We start from the raw sequence: 20388 nt of genomic DNA, 5'->3' as shown, positions 1-20388 counted from the left end.
GGTTTTCACGGTATGGGGCGGGCTGGCGATGAAGGTCAGCGGCGCGCAAGCGCAAGTCAGCTAAAGAAAAACTTCAAATCCACGGCCACATCTGGTACAAAGTCAGCCGTTCGAGCGGGTGTCGTATAATGGCATTACTCCAGCTTCCCAAGCTGATAACGAGGGTTCGATTCCCTTCACCCGCTCCACTTCCCCAATCTGCGTGCCCACGCAGAAGCTCCAAGCAGTTTTCCAGTCGTTGAACTGCAGCGATCTCTCCCTCCAGACCTGACCATTCAAGCCCAAGCCTTGTGCCTACCCGGGCCGATCGGTGCTGGCCAGAAAAGCTGCATAGCCATCGGCAACCACGGACGTGGCGCCAGTCTCATGGGACCAGAGCACCACCACCGGCTCACCGGCCTCCCCCAGCACGGCGTAATCGAAGCAGTAGTAGTCGCCCGTGCCGAACTGGGCGAACGGCAGCAGGCTGGAGAAACCCGCCGGGTCAGCGCAGACGTTGTCCTGCCAGGCCCGCCAGCCGCCTTCGAAATGGCGGACTATCGACTCCCAGGTCTTGCGCGGATCCCGGGCATCGAAGACCGGAAACACCTCCAGCGCCCCCAGGGCCTTGCCGTTGTGCTCCAGCAACCAGCGCGCGAACGAGCAGGGCAAGGTACGCCCCAATGCCATCTCTGCCGCGCGGATCGCCTCGATCGTCGTGCCTGTCACTCTCGCTTTGCCCATGATGCCTCTCTTGGGGTACGAATTCGGGGCCGGGGACACTCGGTGTTCCCGGCCGGCGATTGTGCCGATGAAGATCCTGGCGTGCAAAGCATCCGGCGATGGTCCGACCCGCAAAACTGGCTAAGATATCCGACCTGTTTTGCTGCACCACCTGCCCGGCCATCGACGATACCTGCGTCGCGCCCTGCGAGGGAGAAGCCCCTCAGCTGTTTCAACTGCATGACATTCCCTGCCCACCAGGGCTGCACACGAACCTGATAGAGCCTCCCGACATGACTCAGAACATCTACGACGACCCGATTTTTTTCCAGGCCTACAGCCAGATGGGCCGCTCCCTCGGCGGCCTCGACGCCGCGCCGGAATGGCCGGCCCTGCAAGCCCTGCTGCCACCGATGAACGGCCTGCGGGTGCTGGACCTGGGCTGCGGCTATGGCTGGTTCAGCCGCTGGGCCAGCGAGCACGGTGCCCGCCAGGTAGTGGGCCTGGACGTTTCGCAGAAGATGCTGGCCACCGCCCGCGCCACCACCTCGGCACCCAACGTGCAGTATCAGCAAGAGGACCTGGAGCAACTGCGCCTGCCCGCCTGCAGCTTCGACCTGGCCTATAGCTCACTGGCCCTGCACTACATAAAGGATTTGCCCGGCCTGTTCGCCCAGATCTATGCGGCCCTGGTACCGGGGGCGCGCCTGGTGTTCTCCATCGAGCACCCGATCTTCATGGCACCGCGCAACCCGGGCTGGCAGGTGGACGCGCAGGGCCGCCAGTCCTGGCCGGTGGACAGCTACCAGCAGGAAGGCGAGCGGGTGACCCACTGGCTGGCCGAAGGGGTGATCAAGCAGCACCGTACCCTGGGCACGCTGCTCAACACGCTGATCGATACCGGCTTCAACCTGCGCCATGTGCAGGAGTGGGGCCCCACGGCGCAGCAGATCGAGGACCTTCCGGCGCTGGCAGAGGAGCGGGTGCGGCCGATGCTGTTGCTGGTGGCAGCGCAGCGGTGAGGAGGTGCGGCGCCCTCAAGGTTTTTTAACGCCCCTTCGGGCCGCTCGCAGCCTGCGACAGCGGCTACAGAAGCCGCAGTCAGTAGCCTTGCTGTAGTGGAAAGCGCTGGGCCGCGCTGCGGGCCAGGAATTTTTCCTGGACCATGGGCCGGGCCAGGAAATAACCCTGGGCCTCATCGCAGCCGAAGGTGCGCAGCATCTGCAGGCACTTGAAGCTTTCAATGCCCTCGGCCACGGTGCGGTAGCCCAGTTCCCGGGCCAGGGCGATGACCGAGCGGGTGATCTTCTGGTGCTGGGCACTGCTCTCAAGGTCGGTGACCATGGATTTGTCGAGCTTCACCACGTTGGCCGGAATCTGATGCAGATAGGCGAAGTTACTGTAGCCGGTACCGAAATCGTCGATGGCCACATCCATGCCCAGGGCGCGGATCTTGCTCAACTGGTCCAGCACCCGCGGGTTGGAACGCAACCAGGCACCCTCGGTGATTTCCACTTCCAGGCGATGGGGTTCGATGCCGTGGCGGCGACAGGCCGCCTTGAGCACATCAGCGATGTCCTGGTCCTCGAAATCCTGGGGCGAGAGGTTGATCGACAGGCGCTGCACTTCACCGTCGCTCCAGGCCTGCAGCTTGCCGAGCACCGCATTGATCACCCAGTGGGTTACGCGGTGGATCAACGCATTGCGCTCCATCACCGGAATGAACTCCGCCGGTGAAATCGGCCCCAGCCAGGGGTGATCCCAGCGGATCAGCGCCTCGGCGCTGACCTGGGCGCCGTCGGGCAGGGCGAAACGCGGCTGGAACATCAGGTAGATCTGCCCACTGTCCAGGGCTTCGCTGATATCCGAGGCCAGGTTGAAGGCTCGCCGGTAGGCCTGGTCCCGCACCACGTCGTAAGGCGCCCAGGTGCTGCGGTTGAGGGTCGCCAGTTCCAGGGCGAACATGGCCTTGCGCAACACGTCGGGCACGGCGTCGCGGTCCGTGGAGAACTCCACCGTGCCCGCGCACACCCCGGGAATCATCGGCAGTTCCAGCCCTGGCGGCTGACGCCGCAGGCGCCGCACCAGGCCTTCCAGGAAGCGCTCGATCCCGGGAGCCGCCGGCAGCAGGAAGCCGAAGCGCTTGACCGATACGTGATACACCCGCACATGGCGCCCCAGGTAGGCGAGCAGTTGCTGGGCCAGGAAACGCACGATGGTCTCGAACGGCGCCAGGCCCATGGCCAGGGTCAGCTCGTGGGCCACGGTCATGTCCACCGCGTCCACCAGCACCAGCACGCGCCGTTCTCCCGGGTTCTCATCCGCCAGGTCGTACAGGTCGCTCTGAAATTGCTCACGGTTGGGCAGCCTGCTCACCGGGTCGCGCCGGGTCAGGCGCTGACGCTGCTCCACCTGCTCCATCACCAGGGATGCCAGGTCGCGCAGTTGCTGACGCTCGGCAGCGTTCAGGCGCTGGGGCTGGCGATCGATGACGCACAGGCTGCCGATCGCATGCCCGGTGGAGGTAATCAGCGGCGCGCCGGCATAAAAACCGATGCCCGGGTCTTGGGTCACCAGGGGGTTGGCGTGGAAACGCACATCCTGGCGGGCGTTTTCCACCTCGAATACATCACCGGACTTGATGGTATAGGCGCAGAACGATTGCTCGATGGGGGTCTGCTCGGGCGCAAAGCCCACCCGCGACTTGAACCACTGCCGATCACGGTCCACCAGGGTGATCAGGGCCGTGGGCACCTTGAAGTACTCTGCGGCCAGCCGGCAGATGCGGTCAAAACGCTCGCACCGGGCCGTATCCAGCAGTTCCAGGGCATACAGGGCAGCCAGGCGCTGCTCCTCGGCCAGCGCCTTATCGGGCATATTGCGCCTCGGGCAGGATCAACACACTCATCACCAATCTATCTCACCAACGCAGGGATGGAACGACACCCGGAAACCGGGTCGGGCCTTGAAGTAGTGGCACTACGACATCCATCGACAGCATGACGCAGTGACTAGTGCTTGCCAATTCCATCCGTCGGACGAACGGTCGACGGCAAGCCCCCCAACCCTGCGTTGAAACACTTGTCCTAGAGCATTGCCAACTGAAAGCCGGTACAACCCTCTGGTAGCCTGCGACGCTATACCGCTGTGCTGCCCAGGGAGCCGGGACAGGCTTCACGCCCTGCCCTGAACCTGGCGACGGACGGCGAAAATCCCCATCGGCCGCGACCTCTCACTTCGGACCAACCGCCCATGCCAAGGCTTTCCCCGTTGCCCCGCTGCCTGTACCTGTCGACTGCCCTGGCTGTGCTGCTACCAATCCTGGCCCACGCCGCACAACCTCAAGCGCCCAGTGCCGCCGACATCGCCTGGCTGCGGCGTGACGGCTTCGACCTGGACGCGGCGCAACTCCAGCGCCTGCGCACCCTGGGGCGCAATGAGCTGCTGAGGGCGCAACTGGACGATCGCCTGCACGATCCGTTGCCACCGGCCATCGACACCCTGCTGCGCAGTTATCCGGCCCTGAACGATTCGCCCCGCTCCCTGCTGGAGGAGTTCCGGCAGCGCCAAGAACAGATCAAGGCAATGCCCGAGGGCGAAGCGCGCAACCAGGCGCAAAAAGACCTGCGCCAGTACGCCGCCCAACTGGCTGAACAGACCCAGTCCAGTGTGCTGTTGCAAGCTGTCTACGGCCCCAACCAGCTCAAGGAACAACTGGTGCTGTTCTGGCTCAACCATTTCAGCGTGTTCCAGGGCAAGGGCAGGGTGCGGCTGCTGACCGCAGATTACCTTGAAAACACCCTCCGCCCCCACGCCCTGGGCAAGTTCAAGGACCTGCTGCTGGCCACCCTGCAAAGCCCGGCCATGCTCGAATACCTGGACAACAGCAGCAACGCCAGGGGCAAGGTCAACGAGAACTACGCCCGTGAACTGATGGAACTGCACAGCCTGGGCGTCGACGCCGGCTACAGCCAGGAAGACGTGCAACAGCTGGCGCTGATCCTCACCGGAGCCGGGCTGGCGCCCCTGGACGGTCGCGAGCAGCGCTTTCCCCGCAACCTGCAGCCCCTGGTGGTGCAACAGGGCCTGTTCCAGTTCAACCCCAAACGTCACGACTTCAGCGACAAGCACCTGCTGGGCCATACCATCAAGGGCAGCGGGTATGACGAGATCACCCAGGCCGTGGACCTCATCACCCGGCAACCGGCCTGCGCGCGGTTCATCTCGCGCAAGCTGGCCCAGTACTTCGTCGCGGACGAGCCGCCGCCGGCGCTGGTGGCGCGCATGGCCAAGAGCTTCAGTGACAGCGATGGCGACATCGCCCAGGTCATGGCCACCCTGATGCAATCGCCGGAGCTGCTGCACGCGGCCGGCAGGAAATTCAAGGACCCGCAACAGTTCGTGGTCTCGGCGCTGCGCCTGACCTATGACGGCAAGCCCCTGGCCAACCCGCGACCACTGCTCAACTGGCTGAATCAGATGGGCCAGCCGCTGTTCGGGCGCATCACTCCCGACGGCTGGCCGCTGGTAGCCAGTGGCTGGTCGAGTTCCGGGCAGATGGCCAGGCGCTTTGAAATCGCCCGGGCCATGGGCTCGGGCAACAACCGGCTGTTCACCGCCGAGGGCAGCCAGGTCCCGGGGCCGGGGTTTCCCATGATCACCACGCCGATGTATTACCAGGCAATCGCCCCCTACCTCTCCAGCACCACCCGCAACGCCCTGGAGCAGGCCGTTTCCCCCCAGGAATGGAACACCTTCCTGCTGTCCTCGCCGGATTTCAACAATCGCTGAGAGCGCCCCACCTGACCAGGAGCCGTCATGAATCGTCGCCAATTGTTGATCGCAGCCGCCGCCCTGCCCAGCCTGACGTTTTGTGCCCGGCTGTTCGCCGCACCGGCCTCGGCGCCGCGCACCCTGCTGGTGTTCCTGCGCGGCGGCTATGACTGCAACAACCTGCTGGTGCCCTACAGCAGCGACTTCTACTACGAGTCGCGCCCGACCCTGGCGATTGCCCGGCCCGATGGGCACAACCCACAGAGCGCCATCGCCCTGGACAGCCACTGGGGCCTGAACCCGGTGCTGCGCGATTCGCTGTACCCGCTGTGGCAGCGCCATGAACTCGCCTTCGTGCCCTTTGCCGGCACCGACGACCTGTCCCGCAGCCACTTCCAGACCCAGGACACTATCGAGGCCGGCCAGCCGAGCCAGCAGCACCGGCGCTACGACTCGGGGTTCCTCGCACGCTTGGCGCGGCAGGTGCCCGACAGCGCGCCTATCGCCTTTACCGACGCCCTGCCCCTGAGCTTCCAGGGCGGCCAGGAGATTCCCAACCTGTCCTTGCGCAGCGCCGGCAAGACGCCCTTCGATGAGCGCCAGGCAGCGATTCTGGCCTCCATGTACCAGCACACGCCCTATGCCGCCGCGGCCAGCGATGGACTGGCCCTGCGCCAGAAGGTCTCCCGGGAGCTGCAGCAAGAGATGCTCGCAGCCAATCGCGGGGCCGCCAATGCACAGAGCTTCGCCGCCCAGACCCGGCGCATGGCCGGCCTGATGCGCGAGCAGTATCGCCTGGGCTTCGTCGATGTCGGCGGCTGGGATACCCACGTCAACCAGGGCAGCACCCAGGGCCAACTGGCCAGCAACCTGGCCAACCTCGGGCAAGGGCTGGCGGCCTATGCCGAGGCCATGGGCGAGCACTGGAAGGACAGCCTGGTGGTCGTGGTCTCCGAATTCGGCCGGACCTTTCGCGAGAACGGCGCCCGGGGCACCGACCACGGCCATGGCACGGTGTACTGGGTGTTGGGCGGCAGCATTCGCGGCGGGCGCCTGGCCGGCGAGCAAGTGACGGTGAACGCGCAAAGCCTGCTGCAGAACCGCGACTACCCGGTGCTCAACAACTACCGGGATCTGCTCGGCGGCCTACTGGGCGCTACCTGGGGGCTTTCCAGCGCTCAGGTACAGGCGGTGTTCCCCGGTTCCCGGCCCGCGACCCTGGGCCTGGTCTGATGCCGTTGCTGAAACGCCCGGGTGCTGGCAAAAAAAGAGCGATCCCAGGGTCTGTACGAAAACTCGCCGAGCAAAGATCAGGCAAGGCAAAAACAGGCGAGGAAGCGGAGTTTAGGAACCTAAATGAGCATTCCGAGCCTGTTTTTAACGCAGTCTGATCGAAGCGCAGGTAGTTTTCGTACAGAGCCCACGATCGCTCTGCGGTTCGCAAACGGATGCACCGGGCCATTCGCCCCGGCAGACTCTTGGCAACCTGCCGTGAATCCGCTTGAAACCATTTGCCCCCTGTCACCGCCCGGCTCCTGCCAGGCGTGCCGATATTTTTACCAGTGCGCAACTGTCTGCTTGCTGAACCTGAAGCCAATCCCGCCATCGATGCTGTCCCCCCTCCTGCCCGAGCGCTTGCCAAGCCGGGGAAAAACCTGAAGCATTCGCAGCCCGCGCCCCTGGCGCCCCCCCACGGAAGGAGCCGTGCCTTGAAAACACTGCTGTTGCTGCTCTCCCTCATCCTGCTGATGGTGCTCAACCTCGGTTACTACACCGAGCTTGAAGAGGCTGAAACCCATACCCGCTGGTTTATCAAGACATCCCCGACCCTGCGCCTGGAATTCTTCAACATCCACGCCAATGACGGCGACTACCGGCGCGTGGAAAAGCTCACCGATGAACAGCGCCAGATGATCATCGACTATTGCAAATACCGCCTGGGCATCGACACCCAGGTCACCACCCAGGCCGATGTGGAGCGTTGCGCCAAGCTCTAGGGCCGCCCTGCCCCCCCTCTCTCCCAGCCTCCGACCAGGGCTACGACCGCGCTAAACAGCCCTGATGCGGTGCTCATTGGCCCCTGGGTACCGGAGCACCTGCGCCCGACACGGCTCCCAAAGTGCTATGGTGGCCGGCTGCCCTGCGTGCCAGGGCTCACTGGAGGAGCAATACGCTGAGCGCGTGGTCGCCACCTTGAGGAGGTCACTGAAGAGATATGTGTAACGCAAAAGATATCTATACCGCGGGTTGGGTCCTGGTGGTCATGGCCGGGCTGGTGTCCCTGGCGATCCAGGTCTACCTGGGCTATTTCAGGCTTGATGACATGGTCAAGCACCTGTCGCGCTGCCGGGTCATTGCCATCCGCATGCCGCTCCTGGGCAAGGACCCCCTTAGCCGTTTCTTCATGCTGCTGTGCATCGGCGCACTGTTCGCCATGCCCCACCTGTTCCTGCGCAACGGCGGCCTGAACGTGAAGGACTACAGGAAATTCCCCCTGGGCCTGAAGTGGCTGATCAATCTGTTCCAGTTCGCGGCCCTGGTGGCCGTCATTGCCTTCCTGGTGCTGTGGTGGGTCAGCCGCCACCTCTGACGGCAGGCATGGACCATACGGGGCGCCGCCAACGGCGCCCCACGCTTGCCCCCCCGCCTCAGCCAGCCGACCGTTGCTGGCAAAAATCCTCACGGGTCATTGCAAAGAAGCGGCAGGGCAAGCCTTCGAAATCGGCATTGTGGGTGAAGCGAAAACCGACCTTGCGCGCCACCGCCAACGACGCCTCGTTGTCGACATGGGCATCGGCGACTATGCGCTGCACCGCCGGGTCGGCAAACGCATGCTCGACGATCCGCCGCGCGGCCTCGCTGGCAAAACCCCGCCCCCAGGCCCGCCGCACCAGGCGCCAGCCCATTTCCAGCTCGGGCCCCACAGCATCGAAGGGAATGAAGGAAACCCAGCCCAGCAACTCATCCGGCGCGTCCTTGGCGAAGATCGCCCAATACCCGCAGCGCGGGCCGAAATCCTGGGTCATGCGCCCCTGTAAAAAGTCCCTGTGCCACTGCCCGCCATCCCAGGTCCCGGGGATGAAGCGCGTGACTTCGGGATCCTGATCCATACCCAGGCACGCCTGGAAGTGCTCAAGGGTACGGGGGCGCAGCAACAGGCGGGCGGTTTCGAAATGCAGGTTCATCCGTGAGCTTCCTGAAAGGGGGCGCTCATGAAACCGCAACGCCGGAAAAAAAAGAACCCTCCGGTTCAGCAACAGGCCACGGCCCCTTGGTAGCGGTCCTGAGGAGGGGCCGGCTATCGCGCATACAACGACGCATACACTTTTCGACATGATTGTTCAGATAGTTCTGATTGAATGACATAAATTCGCATATGAGAATCGCTTCCAAATAAAACGGAGGCTTTATCTGAAATGTCCAGTCCTGCCCGCCCACACCCATGGAAGTTGTGGTCCACATCCCTCGGTTTGATGGCCCTTAGCGAAGCCAGCCTCGGCGCCACCGAGCAATCCACCGAACGCCCATCCGACCCGGCATCCGTCACCCTCGGCACCACCCACGTCAAGGGCGAACACAAGCCGGGATACAAGCGCGAAACATCGGATTCGGTGAAGTTCACCGCACCGCTGCGCGAAACCCCGAAGTCGGTGACCATCATCACCGAATCCCTGATGCAGGAGCGTGCGGTGTCGACCCTGGCCGATGCCCTGCGCACCACGCCGGGAATCACCTTCGGCGCGGGCGAAGGCGGCACGCCGCTGGGCGACCGGCCCTTCATCCGTGGTTTCGAAGCCAGCACCGACATCATGATCGACGGCATTCGCGATGTCGGGCGCATGACCCACGAAGCCTTCAACGTCGAGCAGATCGAGATCGTCAAGGGCCCGGGCTCGGCCTACGCGGGGCGCGGTTCCACCGGCGGCACCATCAACCTGGTCAGCAAAGTGCCGCAGCAGGAAACCTTCGCCGCCGGCAGCCTGACCCTGGGCACCGATCAACTGCGCCGCACCACCGTCGACCTCAACCAGTACTTGCCCGAACAGAACATGGCGCTGCGCCTGAACGCCATGAAGCATGAAGCCGATACCCCCGGGCGCGACGATGTGGAAGTCACCCGCTGGGGCCTGGCGCCGAGCTTTTCCTTCGGCCTGAACACCGATACCCGCGGCACCCTCAGCTACTACCACATGCAGAGCGACGACATTCCCGACCAGGGTGTTCCGGTATCGGCCATCAGCGGCAAGCCGGTCAAGGTCGACCGGGACAATTTCTACGGCTTCAGCAAACGCGACTTCCGCAAGACCTCGGCCGACCTGTTCACCCTGCAACTGGAACACGACTTCAATGACCACCTGACCCTGCGCAACACCACACGCCAGGGGCGCAGCATGCAGGACTACATCATGAGCCGGCCGATTGCGACACCGGCCCAGGAGCGCAACAACCTCGCACAACGCACCGCTCGCCCACGTAACGTGGTCAATACCTCGCTGATCAACCAGACCGATATTTTCGGCAAGTTCGACACTGGCTCCATCGGCCACAGCTACAGCGCCGGCCTGGAATTCTCCCGGGAACGGATCGACGAGAAAAACCGCTATGGCAGCGCGGGCAGCGCCGACCTCGGTGACCTGAACCACCCTAACCCCAAGGATCCCTTCACCCCGGTGCCACGCGGCGATGGCCAGCATCGCGTCACCAAGCACAACAACCGCGCCCTGTACGTGATGGACACCCTGGCCCTGCATGAACAATGGGACCTGAACCTGGGGGCGCGCTTCGACAACTACCACGTGCGAGATGGTGTGCAGAGCAACCGCAGCAACCTCTGGACCTACCAGAGCGGCATCGTCTTCAAGCCCCTGCCGTACGGCAGCATCTACCTGTCCTACGGCACTTCGTTCAACCCATCGGGGGAAACCGCCGGGCAATCCGGGGGGGCCGACGGCGCCGCGGGCGGGCGGTTGAGCAACCTGGATCCGGAAAAGAGCCGCAGCATCGAGCTGGGCACCAAGTGGGACCTGCTGAACGAACGCCTGTCCCTGACCGCGGCCCTGTTCAAGACCGAGAAGACCAACGCCCGGACCTACGACCCGATCAGCAACGAGGTCACGCTGGACGGCGACGTCGAGGTGAAGGGGTTTGAAGTGGGAGCCACCGGCCATCTCACCGAGCAGTGGGAAGTGATGGCGGGCTACACCTACCTGGATGCCAAGACGGTCAAGTATGCGTCCGGAAAAAACACCAACTTCGATGGCAACCAGGCCAAGTTCATCGCCCCCAACAGCGGCTCGGTCTGGACCACCTACGCCCTCACCGACCGCTGGAAGGTCGGCGGCGGCGCCAACTATGTGGACAAGCGCTATACCAACGATGAAAACACCCGCAGCCTCGATTCCTACTGGCGCTACGACGCCATGCTCGCCTACCGGGTGAACAAGAACCTGGACCTGCAACTCAACGTGCTCAACCTCACCGACGAGACTTACTACGACGCCTCCCACGTGGGGATGTTCGCCACCGTCGCGCCGGGGCGCTCCGCCGAGCTGGCGGCCAACGTACGCTTCTGATGCCGTAAAGCCGGCTCCTGCACTCATCCGCAGGAGCCGTCTGCCGGTGAACAGGCCTCAGAGCAACCCGCGAATATCCTCCAGCAGCCCTCGGGGAATCTGCACTCCGTGCTCCAGGCTGCGGGCCCGGGCCGCAAAACGCCGCTGTGACGGCAGCCGTGCGCCCTGTCGGGCAATCGCCGCGAACAACCCTTCCGCCCGTTCCAGCCCCTGCGCATAGCCCTCCCCCAAAAACACCCTGGGATCGAACGCCAGCACCAGTTCCCCATGGCAGGGCGTAGCCCCCACGCCTCCATCGAAGGCCATGGACTCGGCACTGGTCAGGTCGCCGATCAGGGCACCGGCCAGCAACTCGATCATCGCCGCCAGGGCCGAACCCTTGTGCCCGCCGAACGTCTGCATGGCGCCCTGCAACGCCGCCTTGGCATCAGTGGTGGGCTGGCCATCGGCGTCGATGGCCCAGTGCTCGGGAATCGGCTTGCCCTGGCGCGCATGCAGTTCGATATCCCCCCGGGCAATGGCACTGGTGGCGAAGTCAAAGACAAAAGGCTGGCCCCCCGGGCGCGGCCAGGCAAAGGCCAGGGGGTTGGTGCCGAACACCGGATGACGCCCGCCCGCCGGGGCCACCCAGCTATGACTGGGGTTCATCGCCATCCCCACCAGGCCGTAGTCGGCAATCGCCTCGACCTCCGGCCACAGCGCGGAAAAGTGGAAGCAGCGCTTGATCACCATGGCGGCGATCCCCTGGCTGCGGGCCTTTTCCGCAAGGATCGGCAAACCGGTATGAAAACCCAGCAGGGAGTAGCCGTAATGGGCATCCACCTCCAGCACCCCGGGAGAAACATGCCGCAGGCTGGGTTCGGCCCGGGGGTCTATCCGGCCCTCGCGCACCGAACGTACGCAGCCCAGCAGACGATACACCCCATGGGAGTGGCACTCGTCACGCTGGCCCTGGGTGATGACTTCGGCGATCGCCCGGGCATGGGCGTCGGACAGGCCGTGGCGAGTGAGGACCTGATAGGACAGGGCACAGACTTCATCCAGTGACAGGGTGATGTATTCAGACATGCAGGAACCTCTATGGCAGGTGGGGAACGCTCCTGTGGGAGAGTTTGCGGATAGGTAAGGCAAGAAGGATGAGCAGGCGCGCCGGCACTCCCGAGGAGAGCAGGCGCGCCTCGGGTCAGCCCGGGCCCTGGCCGTCGAGCAGCTGCGGCACCTGCAATGGATTGGCGCTGTGCAGTTCAGCCGGCAACAGCGACTCGGGCAGGTCCTGGTAGGACACCGGGCGCAGGAAGCGCTGGATCGCCAGGCTGCCCACGGAAGTGCTGCGGCTGTCGGAAGTGGCCGGGAACGGCCCGCCATGGACCATGGCATGGGCCACTTCGACACCGGTGCCGAAACCGTTGGCCAGCAGGCGCCCGGCCTTGCTCTCCAGCAGCGGCAGCAGCGCCCGCACCTGCGGCTGATCGCCCTCGACCAGGTGAATGGCAATGGTCAGCTGGCCCTCCAGGCTGCGCAGTACCTGTTGAAGGACAGTCAAGTCGGCGCAGCGGACAATCAGCGAGGCCGGGCCAAAGATCTCCCCGCGCAACTCGGGGCACGCCATGAACGCCGCGGCCGAGGTGGCGAACAATGCCCCGCGCGCCTGCTGGCCCTGCCCTTCCGGGCCCTGGGCCAGGAGCTGCACCCGGGCATGCGCCGCGAGGCTGGCCACGCCTTGGCAGTAGCTGCGGTAAATGCCCGGCGTGAGCATGGTCTGCGCCGCCACGTGGCCGAGGGCCTCGGCGGCGGCCCGCTCAAAACGCTGCAACGCCGGCCCATCGACGGCCAGGATCAACCCCGGGTTGGTGCAGAACTGCCCGGCGCCCTGGGTCAGCGAGGCGACAAACGCCGGGGCGATCTGCTCGCCGCGCTCCTCAAGGGCATGGGGCAACAGCAGCACCGGATTGATCGAACTCATCTCCGCATACACCGGGATCGGCTCGGCGCGCGCTGCGGCGATCTGCATCAGGGCCATCCCGCCACTGCGCGAGCCGGTGAAACCCACGGCCTTGATCCGCGAGTCCGCCACCAGCCCCTGGCCGATATCCCGGCCACTGTCGAACAACAGTGAAAACACCCCTTCGGGCATTCCCTGCTGCCGTGCCGCCCGGGCGATGGCCTGGGCCACCAGCTCCGAGGTGCCGGGGTGGGCCGAGTGCGCCTTGACGATCACCGGGCAGCCCGCCGCCAGGGCCGATGCGGTATCGCCGCCGGCCACGGAAAAGGCCAAAGGAAAGTTCGACGCACCGAACACCGCCACCGGCCCCAGACCCATCTGCCGCAAGCGCAGGTCGACCCTGGGCAAAGGCTGGCGCCCGGGCTGCGCCGGGTCGATCCGCACCCCGAGAAACCCGCCCTTGCGCACCACCGCGGCAAACAGCCGCAACTGGCCAACGGTGCGCCCGCGCTCGCCTTCCAGGCGGGCACGGGGCAGGCCGGTTTCCAGCAGGCAACGCTCGATCAGTTCATCCCCCAGCTCAAGAATCTGGCTGGCGATACTCTCCAGAAACGCCGCCCGCCGCTCCAGCGGCAACAGCCGATAAGGCTCGAACGCCGCCTGGGCCAGGGCACAGGCACGCTCCAGGTCGGCCGGTGCGGCCCCGCCAAAAGCCGGTTGCAGCACCTCGCCGGTGGCCGCGTTCAGCCCATGGATATGCCCGTGGGTGCCTAAGCCGGCTTGCTGGCCGATCAGCATCTGTCCAGTAACAGTCATGGTTTGCCTCGTCTGCTTGAAAGTGGGCACCCTCATTCCACCTCATCGCCGTCCAGCACCAGCTTGGCGCCGGGCACGCCGGTGTTGGCGCCCCAGTAGTAGATACACAGGGCCATGAGGGTGACGGTCAGGGTGTCGAAGGGGTGAGCCAGGGCGCCGATGCCGCCGAAGCTGCCCAGGTAGGAAATGACGATGGTCAGGGCATAGAACGCGATCAGCCACAGGGACGAACGCACCTGTTCGCCAAGGCTCAAGTGATCGGTGGGCACCAGGCGCTTGCACAACAGGTAGATCACGAACATCAGGATCTGCAGCCCCAGCAGCCAGGACACCGTGCCCCAGCCCGACCAGTAGACGATCAGCGCCGCGATCACGAAGGACACCGGCCCCAGCAGGGAAAAACCACGCACGCGGAACGGCCGCGCCAACTCCGGCGCGCTCTTGCGCAAGGCCGCGACACTGATGGGCGCCACTGCATAGCTCAGTACCAGGGCTGCCGAGACCACATTGATCAGGGCTTCCCAGGAAGGGAACGGCAAGGTCCAGAACACCGACAGGCCGAAGGTCAGCCACAGCGCCGGACGCGGAATGCCGGACTCTTCGTCGATGCGGGTGAAGATCTTGAAAAAGGTCCCGGTACGGGCCCAGCCGTAGACCACCCGCGGCGTGGCGTTCATGTAGATGTTGCCGCAGCCGCTGGGGGAGATCACCGCGTCGGCCACCACCAGGTAGGCCAGCCAGCCGACCCCGAGCGTCAGGGCGATATCGCGGTACGGCAGAGAGAACTCCTTGCTGATGCCGCTCCAGCCGTTGGCCAGCATTTCCGTGGGAATGCTGCCCAGGAAGGCCAGTTGCAGCAGGCCGTAGATCAGGGTCGAGAGCAGCACCGAAAGGATCAGGGCAATGGGAATGGTGCGCTGCGGATTGCGCACTTCGCTGGCCACGGAAATGATCGGGGTCAGCCCCAGGTAGGCAAAGATGATGCCCCCCGCCGAGACCGCCATCTCGATCCCCGAGAGACCGAACGGCGCAAAGCCCTGGACATGGAAGTTATCGGGCTTGAAGAAGGTGAACAGCACCCCGATCACCAGCAGCGGCACGATGAACTTGAACAGGCTGATGAAGTTGTTGGATTTGGCGAAGGTCTTGACGCTGTAGTAGTTGAGCCAGAAGAACAGGCACAACAGGGCGAACTGCACCAGCCAGCCGATGATCGTCGGGTTGCTCGAGCCCTCGTGGGTCAGCGCCGGGAACCAGGCCGCGGCGTACTGCCGGGCCGCCACCACTTCAATCGCCACCAGGCTGGAAAAGGCGATCAGGGTGATGAACCCCATCAGGTAGCCCAGCAGCGGCCCGTGGGAAAACACCGGATAGCGCACTACCCCGCCGGCCCGGGGCAGGGCTGCCCCCAGCTCGCAGTAGACGATGCCCAGCAGCAGTACGGCAAAGCCGCCCAGCAGCCATGAAAAGATCCCCGCCGGCCCGGCAATCGCCGAAACGTGGCTGGCAGCGAACAGCCAGCCGGAACCGAAAATCGCACCCAGACCGATAAAGGTCAGGTCCACCAGAGAGAGTTGTTTCTTGAATTTGCCTTTGCCTGACATGGGGCTGCGCCTGTTTTGGATTATTGGAATGGGCAGATGGAATGTCACGTCGGCGGGGCCGTCCGACGCTTGCAGCACTGCACCCGGGCTGTGCCTTGTGGCTGCCCGGAGCTGTTATTTGGAAGCGGGCGCCCTTCACCCTGGGCGCCCGTGAACGCCTTACAAGCCGACGTTGGGCAGGCTCGGGCGCGTGGCCAGGGCCTTGGCGACAATCGCCTTGACCTCGGCCAGGGTCTCGCCTTGCAGTGGCAAGCGCGGCGGCCGGGTAATGGACGAACCACGCCCTACCAGTTCCTCGCAGAGCTTGATGCACTGCACCAGGTCCGGACGGGCATCCAGGTGCAGCAGCGGCATGAACCAGCGGTACAGGGCCAGGGCTTCCTCGAAGCGCTTTTCCTTGGCCAGGCGGAACAGCGTCTCGCCCTCCTTGGGGAAGGCCACGGACATCCCGGAGACCCAGCCCTCGGCGCCCACCGCAACGCTTTCCACCACCACGTCATCGAGCCCGGCGAACAGCACGAAGCGGTCGCCGACGGCATTGCGCAGGTCGATGAAGCGCCGGGTATCGCCGGAGGAATCCTTGAAGCAGACGATGTTCTCGCAGTCCTGCAGGGCGATCAGTACGTCGGGGGTGACGTCGTTCTTGTAGATGGGCGGGTTGTTGTAGACCATCACCGGCAGGTCGGTGCCGGTGGCCACGGCGCGAAAATGCGCGGCGGTCTCATGGGGCTTGGCCGAGTACACCAGGGCGGGCATCACCATCACCCCGTCGGCCCCGGCCCTGGCGGCCTCGCGCACGGTGTTGCGGGCAAACTCGGTGGTGAATTCGGCCACCCCGGCAATCACCGGCACCCGGCCGCCGGCGGCGTCCTTGGCCACTTCGATCACCGCGAGTTTTTCCGCGGTGGTCAACGAGGTGTTCTCCCCCACGGTGCCGCACACCACCAGCCCCGAGACGCCATCGTCCACCAGGCTGTGCATGACCTTGTGGGTGGCTTGCAGGTTCAGGGAAAAATCGGCGTTGAACTGGGTGGTCACTGCGGGGAACACACCGCTCCACTGGATGGCTTTACGGCTCATGGTCTTGTCCTTGTATGAGGTCGGCCGGGCCGACAGGCGTTGGATACGAAATCCAGAGTCGCCTTTTATCCCCGTCGCAGCTTGAGACTTTTCACCCCCGAAGGAGACGAAATCGGCACACTTGCCCGGCGCTCGCGGCTCACCGGCGCGTTCCTCGCACACCGCCTCTACAGCCGAACGGACTGTGCCGATTTCGTCATCCACGACAGCGAAAACCCACAAGCGGCAGCGCCCCTGCCAAGGCCACTCTGTAGCTCTTTGCCCTCAGGTGCCCTCATGAAAAAAATAACCGTGATCGACTCCCACACCGGGGGTGAACCCACCCGCCTGGTCATCGACGGCTTTCCCGACCTGGGCCGCGGCTCCATGGCCGAACGCTTGCAGATCCTGGAGCGCGAGCACGACCAGTGGCGCCGGGCCTGCGTCCTCGAACCCAGGGGCAGCGACGTGCTGGTGGGGGCCCTGCTGTGCCAGCCGCAGGCCAGCGACGCCTGTGCCGGAGTGATCTTCTTCAACAACAGCGGCTACCTGGGCATGTGCGGCCACGGCACCATTGGCCTGGTGCGCTCGCTGTATCACCTGGGGCGCATCGACCAGGGCGTGCACCGTATCGAAACCCCGGTGGGCACCGTCGAGGCCACCCTGCACGAGGACCTGTCGGTGAGCGTGCGCAACGTCCCCGCCTACCGCTACCGCACCCAGGTGATGCTGCAACTGCCCGGCCACGGCAAGGTGCACGGCGACATCGCCTGGGGCGGCAACTGGTTCTTCCTGATCAGCGACCACGGCCAGCGCATTGCCCTGGACAATGTCGAAGCCCTGACCCACTACACCTGGGACGTGCGCCAGGCCCTCGAAGCCGCCGGCATCACCGGCGCCGAGGGCGGGGTCATCGACCACATCGAACTGTTCGCCGACGACCCGCAAGCCGACAGCCGCAACTTCGTGCTCTGCCCCGGCAAGGCCTACGACCGTTCGCCCTGCGGCACTGGCACCAGCGCCAAGCTGGCGTGCCTGGCGGCGGACGGCAAGCTCGCCCCGGGCCAGGCCTGGCGCCAGGCCAGTGTCATCGGCAGCCAGTTCAGCGCCCACTATGAGAAGGTCGGCGAGCAACTGATTCCGATCCTTCGCGGCAGTGCCCACATCAGCGCCGAAGCCACTCTGCTGCTGGACGACAGCGATCCGTTCGCCTGGGGCATCGGCTCGTGACGCCGGTGGCCGAGGCCGAGGTGATAGTGGTGGGCGCTGGCATCATCGGTGCCGCCTGCGCCCATGAGCTGGCCCGGCGCGGCCTGCGAGTGCAGGTGCTCGACGATGGTCGTGGCGGTGCCACCGGGGCCGGCATGGGCCATCTGGTGGTGATGGACGACAACCCGGCGGAACTGGCCTTGAGTCACTACTCCCTCGGCCTCTGGCGGCAGCTGCGCGAACGCCTGCCCGAGGCCTGCGCCTACCGGAACTGCGGCACCTTGTGGTTGGCCGCCGACCACCACGAGAGGGACCTGGCGCGAACCAAGCAGCAGGCCCTGGCCGACCACGGCATCAGCGGCGAGCTGCTGGACAGCACCCGGCTGGCGAGCCTGGAACCGATGTTGCGCAAAGGCCTGGCCGGTGCGCTGAAGATCCCCGGCGACGCGATTCTCTCCGCCCCGGCCACTGCCCACTGGCTGCTCGGCAACGCTTCGCTGATCAGGCGCCAGGCAGCCCGGGTGCGCAGCGTCGCCGGGGACCAGGTGGAGCTCGCCGACGGTCGCGTGTTGAGGGCACAACGGGTGCTGCTGGCCAACGGCTTCGCTGCCCGGGAACTGTTGCCGGCCCTGCCCCTGCGCCCGAAGAAGGGCCATCTGCTGATCAGCGACCGCTACCCGCAACAGGTCGGCCACCAACTGGTGGAGCTGGGTTACGCCGCCAGCGCCCACGCCAGCCACGGCACCTCGGTGGCGTTCAATGTCCAGCCGCGGCCCACCGGCCAGTTGCTGATCGGCTCGTCCCGACAGTTCGACACCCTCGATCCGGCCATCGAACCCAGCGTACTGGCGCCCATGCTGCGGCGCGCCGTGGACTACCTGCCGGCGCTCGCCGAGCTCAACGGCATCCGCGCCTGGACCGGCTTTCGCGCCGCCACGCCGGATGGCCTGCCAATCCTCGGCGAACACCCGCGGCAACCGGGCCTGTGGCTGGCGGTCGGGCACGAAGGCCTGGGAGTCACCACCGCTCCCGGCAGCGCGCGACTGCTGGTGGACCTGATGCTGGGCGAATGCCCGGCGCTCGACCCGCGCCCCTATCTGCCCGGGCGCTTCGCCGCCCTGACTGGAGACTTGCCATGATCATCTACCTGGACCAGCAGGCCCTGCAGGTGGCCGACGGCCTCAGCGTGGCCGCCGCCGTGGCCGGCAGTGCCGACCCGCGCACCCGCACCTCCTGCGGTGGCCAGCCGCGGACCATGTTCTGCGGCATGGGCATCTGCCAGGAATGCCGGATGACCATCGATGGCCGCCGCCAGCTGGCCTGCCAGACCCTGTGCCGGGACGGCATGCAGGTGGAGCGCAGCCAATGACCGCCCGCCACCTGCAGTGCCAGATCCTCATCGTCGGCAGCGGCCCGGCGGGGCTGGCCGCCGCCCAGGCCGCCAGCCGCAGCGCCAGCTCGATCCTGATCGTCGATGACAACCCGCGCCCCGGCGGCCAGATCTGGCGCCACGGCCCCCAGCATCCGCCCAGCGCCGCCCAGGCCGAGCACTTCAAGGTACTGCAGCACCCGGCGGTGCGTTACCTCAGCGCCACCCGCATCATCTCGACCCTGGGCACCCACAGCCTGTTGCTCGAAGATGCCCGGCAGGCCTGGCACGTGGAATTCGAACAACTGATCCTGTGCTGTGGCGCCCAGGAACTGCTGCTGCCCTTCCCCGGCTGGACCCTGCCCGGGGTGACCGGGGCCGGCGGCCTGCAAGCGCTGCTCAAGAACGGCCTGGCGGTGGCAGGAAAGACCCTGGTGATCGCCGGCAGCGGTCCCTTGCTGCTGGCCAGCGCCGCCACCGCGCGCCGCGCCGGCGGCCGGGTGGTGCGGGTGCTGGAACAGGCCCCGGCGGCCTCTCTGCTGGGTTTTGCCGCCCAGTTGTGGCGCTGGCCGAACAAGCTGGCCCAGGCCCTGAGCCTGGCCACCCCGAGCTATCGCTGCAACGCCCACGTGGTCGAGGCGCTGGGCGAGCAGCACCTGCAGGCCGTGCGCATCCGCCAGGGCCGGCGCACCCTGGAAATCCCCTGCGACTACCTGGCCTGCGGCTTCGGCCTGGTGCCCAATGTGCGCCTGGCCAACCACCTGGGCTGCCGCCTGGAACAGGGCGCCATCGCGGTCGATCAGCAACAGCGCAGCAGCCTGCCCCAGGTCCTGGCCGCCGGCGAGTGCACGGGCATCGGTGGCAGCGAACTGGCGCTGATCGAAGGCCGGATCGCCGGCTGTGTGGCCAGCGGGCAGGCAGACCGGGCCGCCGAACTGATCCAGCAGCGCCGTCACTGGCAGCATTTTGCCGAGCGCCTGCTGCGGCATTTCGAGCTGCAGCCGCAGGTCCTGCAACTGGCCCGAGCTGATACTCTGCTGTGCCGGTGCGAGGATGTGCCCTACGCCGCCGTGGCCGCAGCCCCCGACTGGGCCCAGGCCAAGCTGCAGAGCCGCTGCGGCATGGGCGCCTGCCAGGACCGGGTCTGTGCCAGCGCGGCCCACCGCCTGTTCGGCTGGGCGCCCACCCCGCCACGGGCACCCCTGGTGCCGGCGCGGATCGCCACGCTGCTGCTCGACAGCCAGCAGGCACGCCCCGGCGCCGACAATGCAACCGGCGGCCCCTGAACCCCTTGGCTTTATCGACCCAGATCCATCCCCCAAGCCCCCATAGAGAGAGGCA

General features: G+C 65.7%; 17 protein-coding genes and 1 tRNA gene. 11 read left to right on the top strand and 7 right to left on the bottom strand.

The annotated features are described in order from the left end of the window. Positions 1 to 114: 114 nt before the first annotated feature. Positions 115 to 188 (top strand) — tRNA-Gly (locus A9971_RS09645). A 106-nt stretch (positions 189 to 294) separates the two neighbouring features. Here the strand turns inward: A9971_RS09645 and A9971_RS09640 are convergent. After that, positions 295 to 723 carry an SMI1/KNR4 family protein gene (locus A9971_RS09640; RefSeq protein ID WP_072443252.1) on the bottom strand — a complete coding sequence of 143 codons (429 nt, stop codon included), beginning with the start codon at positions 721 to 723 and terminating at the stop codon, positions 295 to 297. Between the two features lie 272 nt (positions 724 to 995). Here A9971_RS09640 and A9971_RS09635 point away from each other — a divergent pair, with 272 nt between their 5' ends. Continuing rightward, complete coding sequence (locus A9971_RS09635) at positions 996 to 1724, top strand: bifunctional 2-polyprenyl-6-hydroxyphenol methylase/3-demethylubiquinol 3-O-methyltransferase UbiG (RefSeq protein ID WP_183000533.1); 729 nt, start codon at positions 996 to 998, stop codon at positions 1722 to 1724. A 79-nt stretch (positions 1725 to 1803) separates the two neighbouring features. Here A9971_RS09635 and A9971_RS09630 read toward each other — a convergent pair whose 3' ends face one another. Further along, positions 1804 to 3579, bottom strand: a complete 1776-nt coding sequence (locus A9971_RS09630; protein ID WP_053149541.1) for a sensor domain-containing phosphodiesterase — start codon at positions 3577 to 3579, stop codon at positions 1804 to 1806. A gap of 375 nt (positions 3580 to 3954) precedes the next feature. Here A9971_RS09630 and A9971_RS09625 point away from each other — a divergent pair, with 375 nt between their 5' ends. From A9971_RS09625 to A9971_RS09610, 4 genes are all read left to right on the top strand, one after another. Then, the gene (locus A9971_RS09625) at positions 3955 to 5493 is read left to right on the top strand and encodes a DUF1800 domain-containing protein (protein WP_183000532.1); all 1539 of its coding nucleotides are present in this window, start codon (positions 3955 to 3957) and stop codon (positions 5491 to 5493) included. 27 nt (positions 5494 to 5520) lie between these two features. Further along, positions 5521 to 6708, top strand: coding sequence for a DUF1501 domain-containing protein (locus A9971_RS09620; protein WP_015634500.1), 1188 nt, complete (start codon positions 5521 to 5523; stop codon positions 6706 to 6708). Positions 6709 to 7184: 476 nt separating this feature from the next. Next, the gene (locus tag A9971_RS09615; protein WP_015634499.1) at positions 7185 to 7472 is read left to right on the top strand and encodes a hypothetical protein; all 288 of its coding nucleotides are present in this window, start codon (positions 7185 to 7187) and stop codon (positions 7470 to 7472) included. Between the two features lie 218 nt (positions 7473 to 7690). Continuing rightward, entirely contained in the window at positions 7691 to 8065 is a 375-nt protein-coding gene (locus A9971_RS09610; RefSeq protein ID WP_015634498.1) for a hypothetical protein, read from the top strand. A gap of 58 nt (positions 8066 to 8123) precedes the next feature. On the opposite strand, the gene A9971_RS09605 is transcribed toward A9971_RS09610, so the two are convergent. Continuing rightward, a complete protein-coding gene (locus A9971_RS09605; RefSeq protein ID WP_015634497.1) occupies positions 8124 to 8660 on the bottom strand; it encodes a GNAT family N-acetyltransferase in 537 nt (178 codons plus the stop codon). A gap of 231 nt (positions 8661 to 8891) precedes the next feature. On the opposite strand from A9971_RS09605, the gene A9971_RS09600 reads away from it, so the two are divergent. Continuing rightward, the gene (locus A9971_RS09600) at positions 8892 to 11048 is read left to right on the top strand and encodes a TonB-dependent siderophore receptor (protein ID WP_011059759.1); all 2157 of its coding nucleotides are present in this window, start codon (positions 8892 to 8894) and stop codon (positions 11046 to 11048) included. Positions 11049 to 11105: 57 nt separating this feature from the next. Here A9971_RS09600 and A9971_RS09595 read toward each other — a convergent pair whose 3' ends face one another. From A9971_RS09595 to A9971_RS09580, 4 genes are all read right to left on the bottom strand, one after another. Further along, positions 11106 to 12116, bottom strand: coding sequence for an Ldh family oxidoreductase (locus tag A9971_RS09595; RefSeq protein WP_065364411.1), 1011 nt, complete (start codon positions 12114 to 12116; stop codon positions 11106 to 11108). A gap of 115 nt (positions 12117 to 12231) precedes the next feature. Then, a complete protein-coding gene (locus tag A9971_RS09590; RefSeq protein WP_053149527.1) occupies positions 12232 to 13806 on the bottom strand; it encodes an aldehyde dehydrogenase (NADP(+)) in 1575 nt (524 codons plus the stop codon). A 32-nt stretch (positions 13807 to 13838) separates the two neighbouring features. Next, entirely contained in the window at positions 13839 to 15410 is a 1572-nt protein-coding gene (locus A9971_RS09585; protein WP_053156751.1) for an APC family permease, read from the bottom strand. Between the two features lie 159 nt (positions 15411 to 15569). Then, positions 15570 to 16490, bottom strand: a complete 921-nt coding sequence (locus tag A9971_RS09580; protein ID WP_183000531.1) for a dihydrodipicolinate synthase family protein — start codon at positions 16488 to 16490, stop codon at positions 15570 to 15572. A gap of 276 nt (positions 16491 to 16766) precedes the next feature. Between A9971_RS09580 and A9971_RS09575 the strand changes: the two genes are divergently transcribed. Genes A9971_RS09575 through A9971_RS09560 form a run of 4 tightly spaced genes read left to right on the top strand, consistent with a single transcriptional unit; the run spans position 16767 to position 20333 of the window. Then, a complete protein-coding gene (locus tag A9971_RS09575; RefSeq protein ID WP_047335913.1) occupies positions 16767 to 17699 on the top strand; it encodes a 4-hydroxyproline epimerase in 933 nt (310 codons plus the stop codon). After that, positions 17696 to 18817 (top strand): FAD-binding oxidoreductase, encoded by a 1122-nt coding sequence (locus A9971_RS09570; protein ID WP_183000530.1) that lies wholly within the window; start codon positions 17696 to 17698, stop codon positions 18815 to 18817. Before A9971_RS09575 ends, A9971_RS09570 begins: the two co-directional genes overlap by 4 nt. After that, positions 18814 to 19047, top strand: a complete 234-nt coding sequence (locus A9971_RS09565; RefSeq protein WP_183000529.1) for a 2Fe-2S iron-sulfur cluster-binding protein — start codon at positions 18814 to 18816, stop codon at positions 19045 to 19047. The genes A9971_RS09570 and A9971_RS09565 overlap by 4 nt, the downstream gene beginning before the upstream one ends. Beyond that, positions 19044 to 20333: an FAD/NAD(P)-binding oxidoreductase gene (locus A9971_RS09560; protein ID WP_183000528.1), complete on the top strand. Its 1290-nt coding sequence runs from the start codon at positions 19044 to 19046 to the stop codon at positions 20331 to 20333. The genes A9971_RS09565 and A9971_RS09560 overlap by 4 nt, the downstream gene beginning before the upstream one ends. Positions 20334 to 20388 lie beyond the last annotated feature (55 nt).

It is taken from the genome of Pseudomonas sp. UME65 (assembly GCF_014170225.1).
Lineage (GTDB): Bacteria > Pseudomonadota > Gammaproteobacteria > Pseudomonadales > Pseudomonadaceae > Aquipseudomonas > Aquipseudomonas protegens.
The sequence above is the reverse complement of the archived record's forward strand: the minus strand, read 5'-3'. Positions and strand labels throughout refer to the sequence as shown.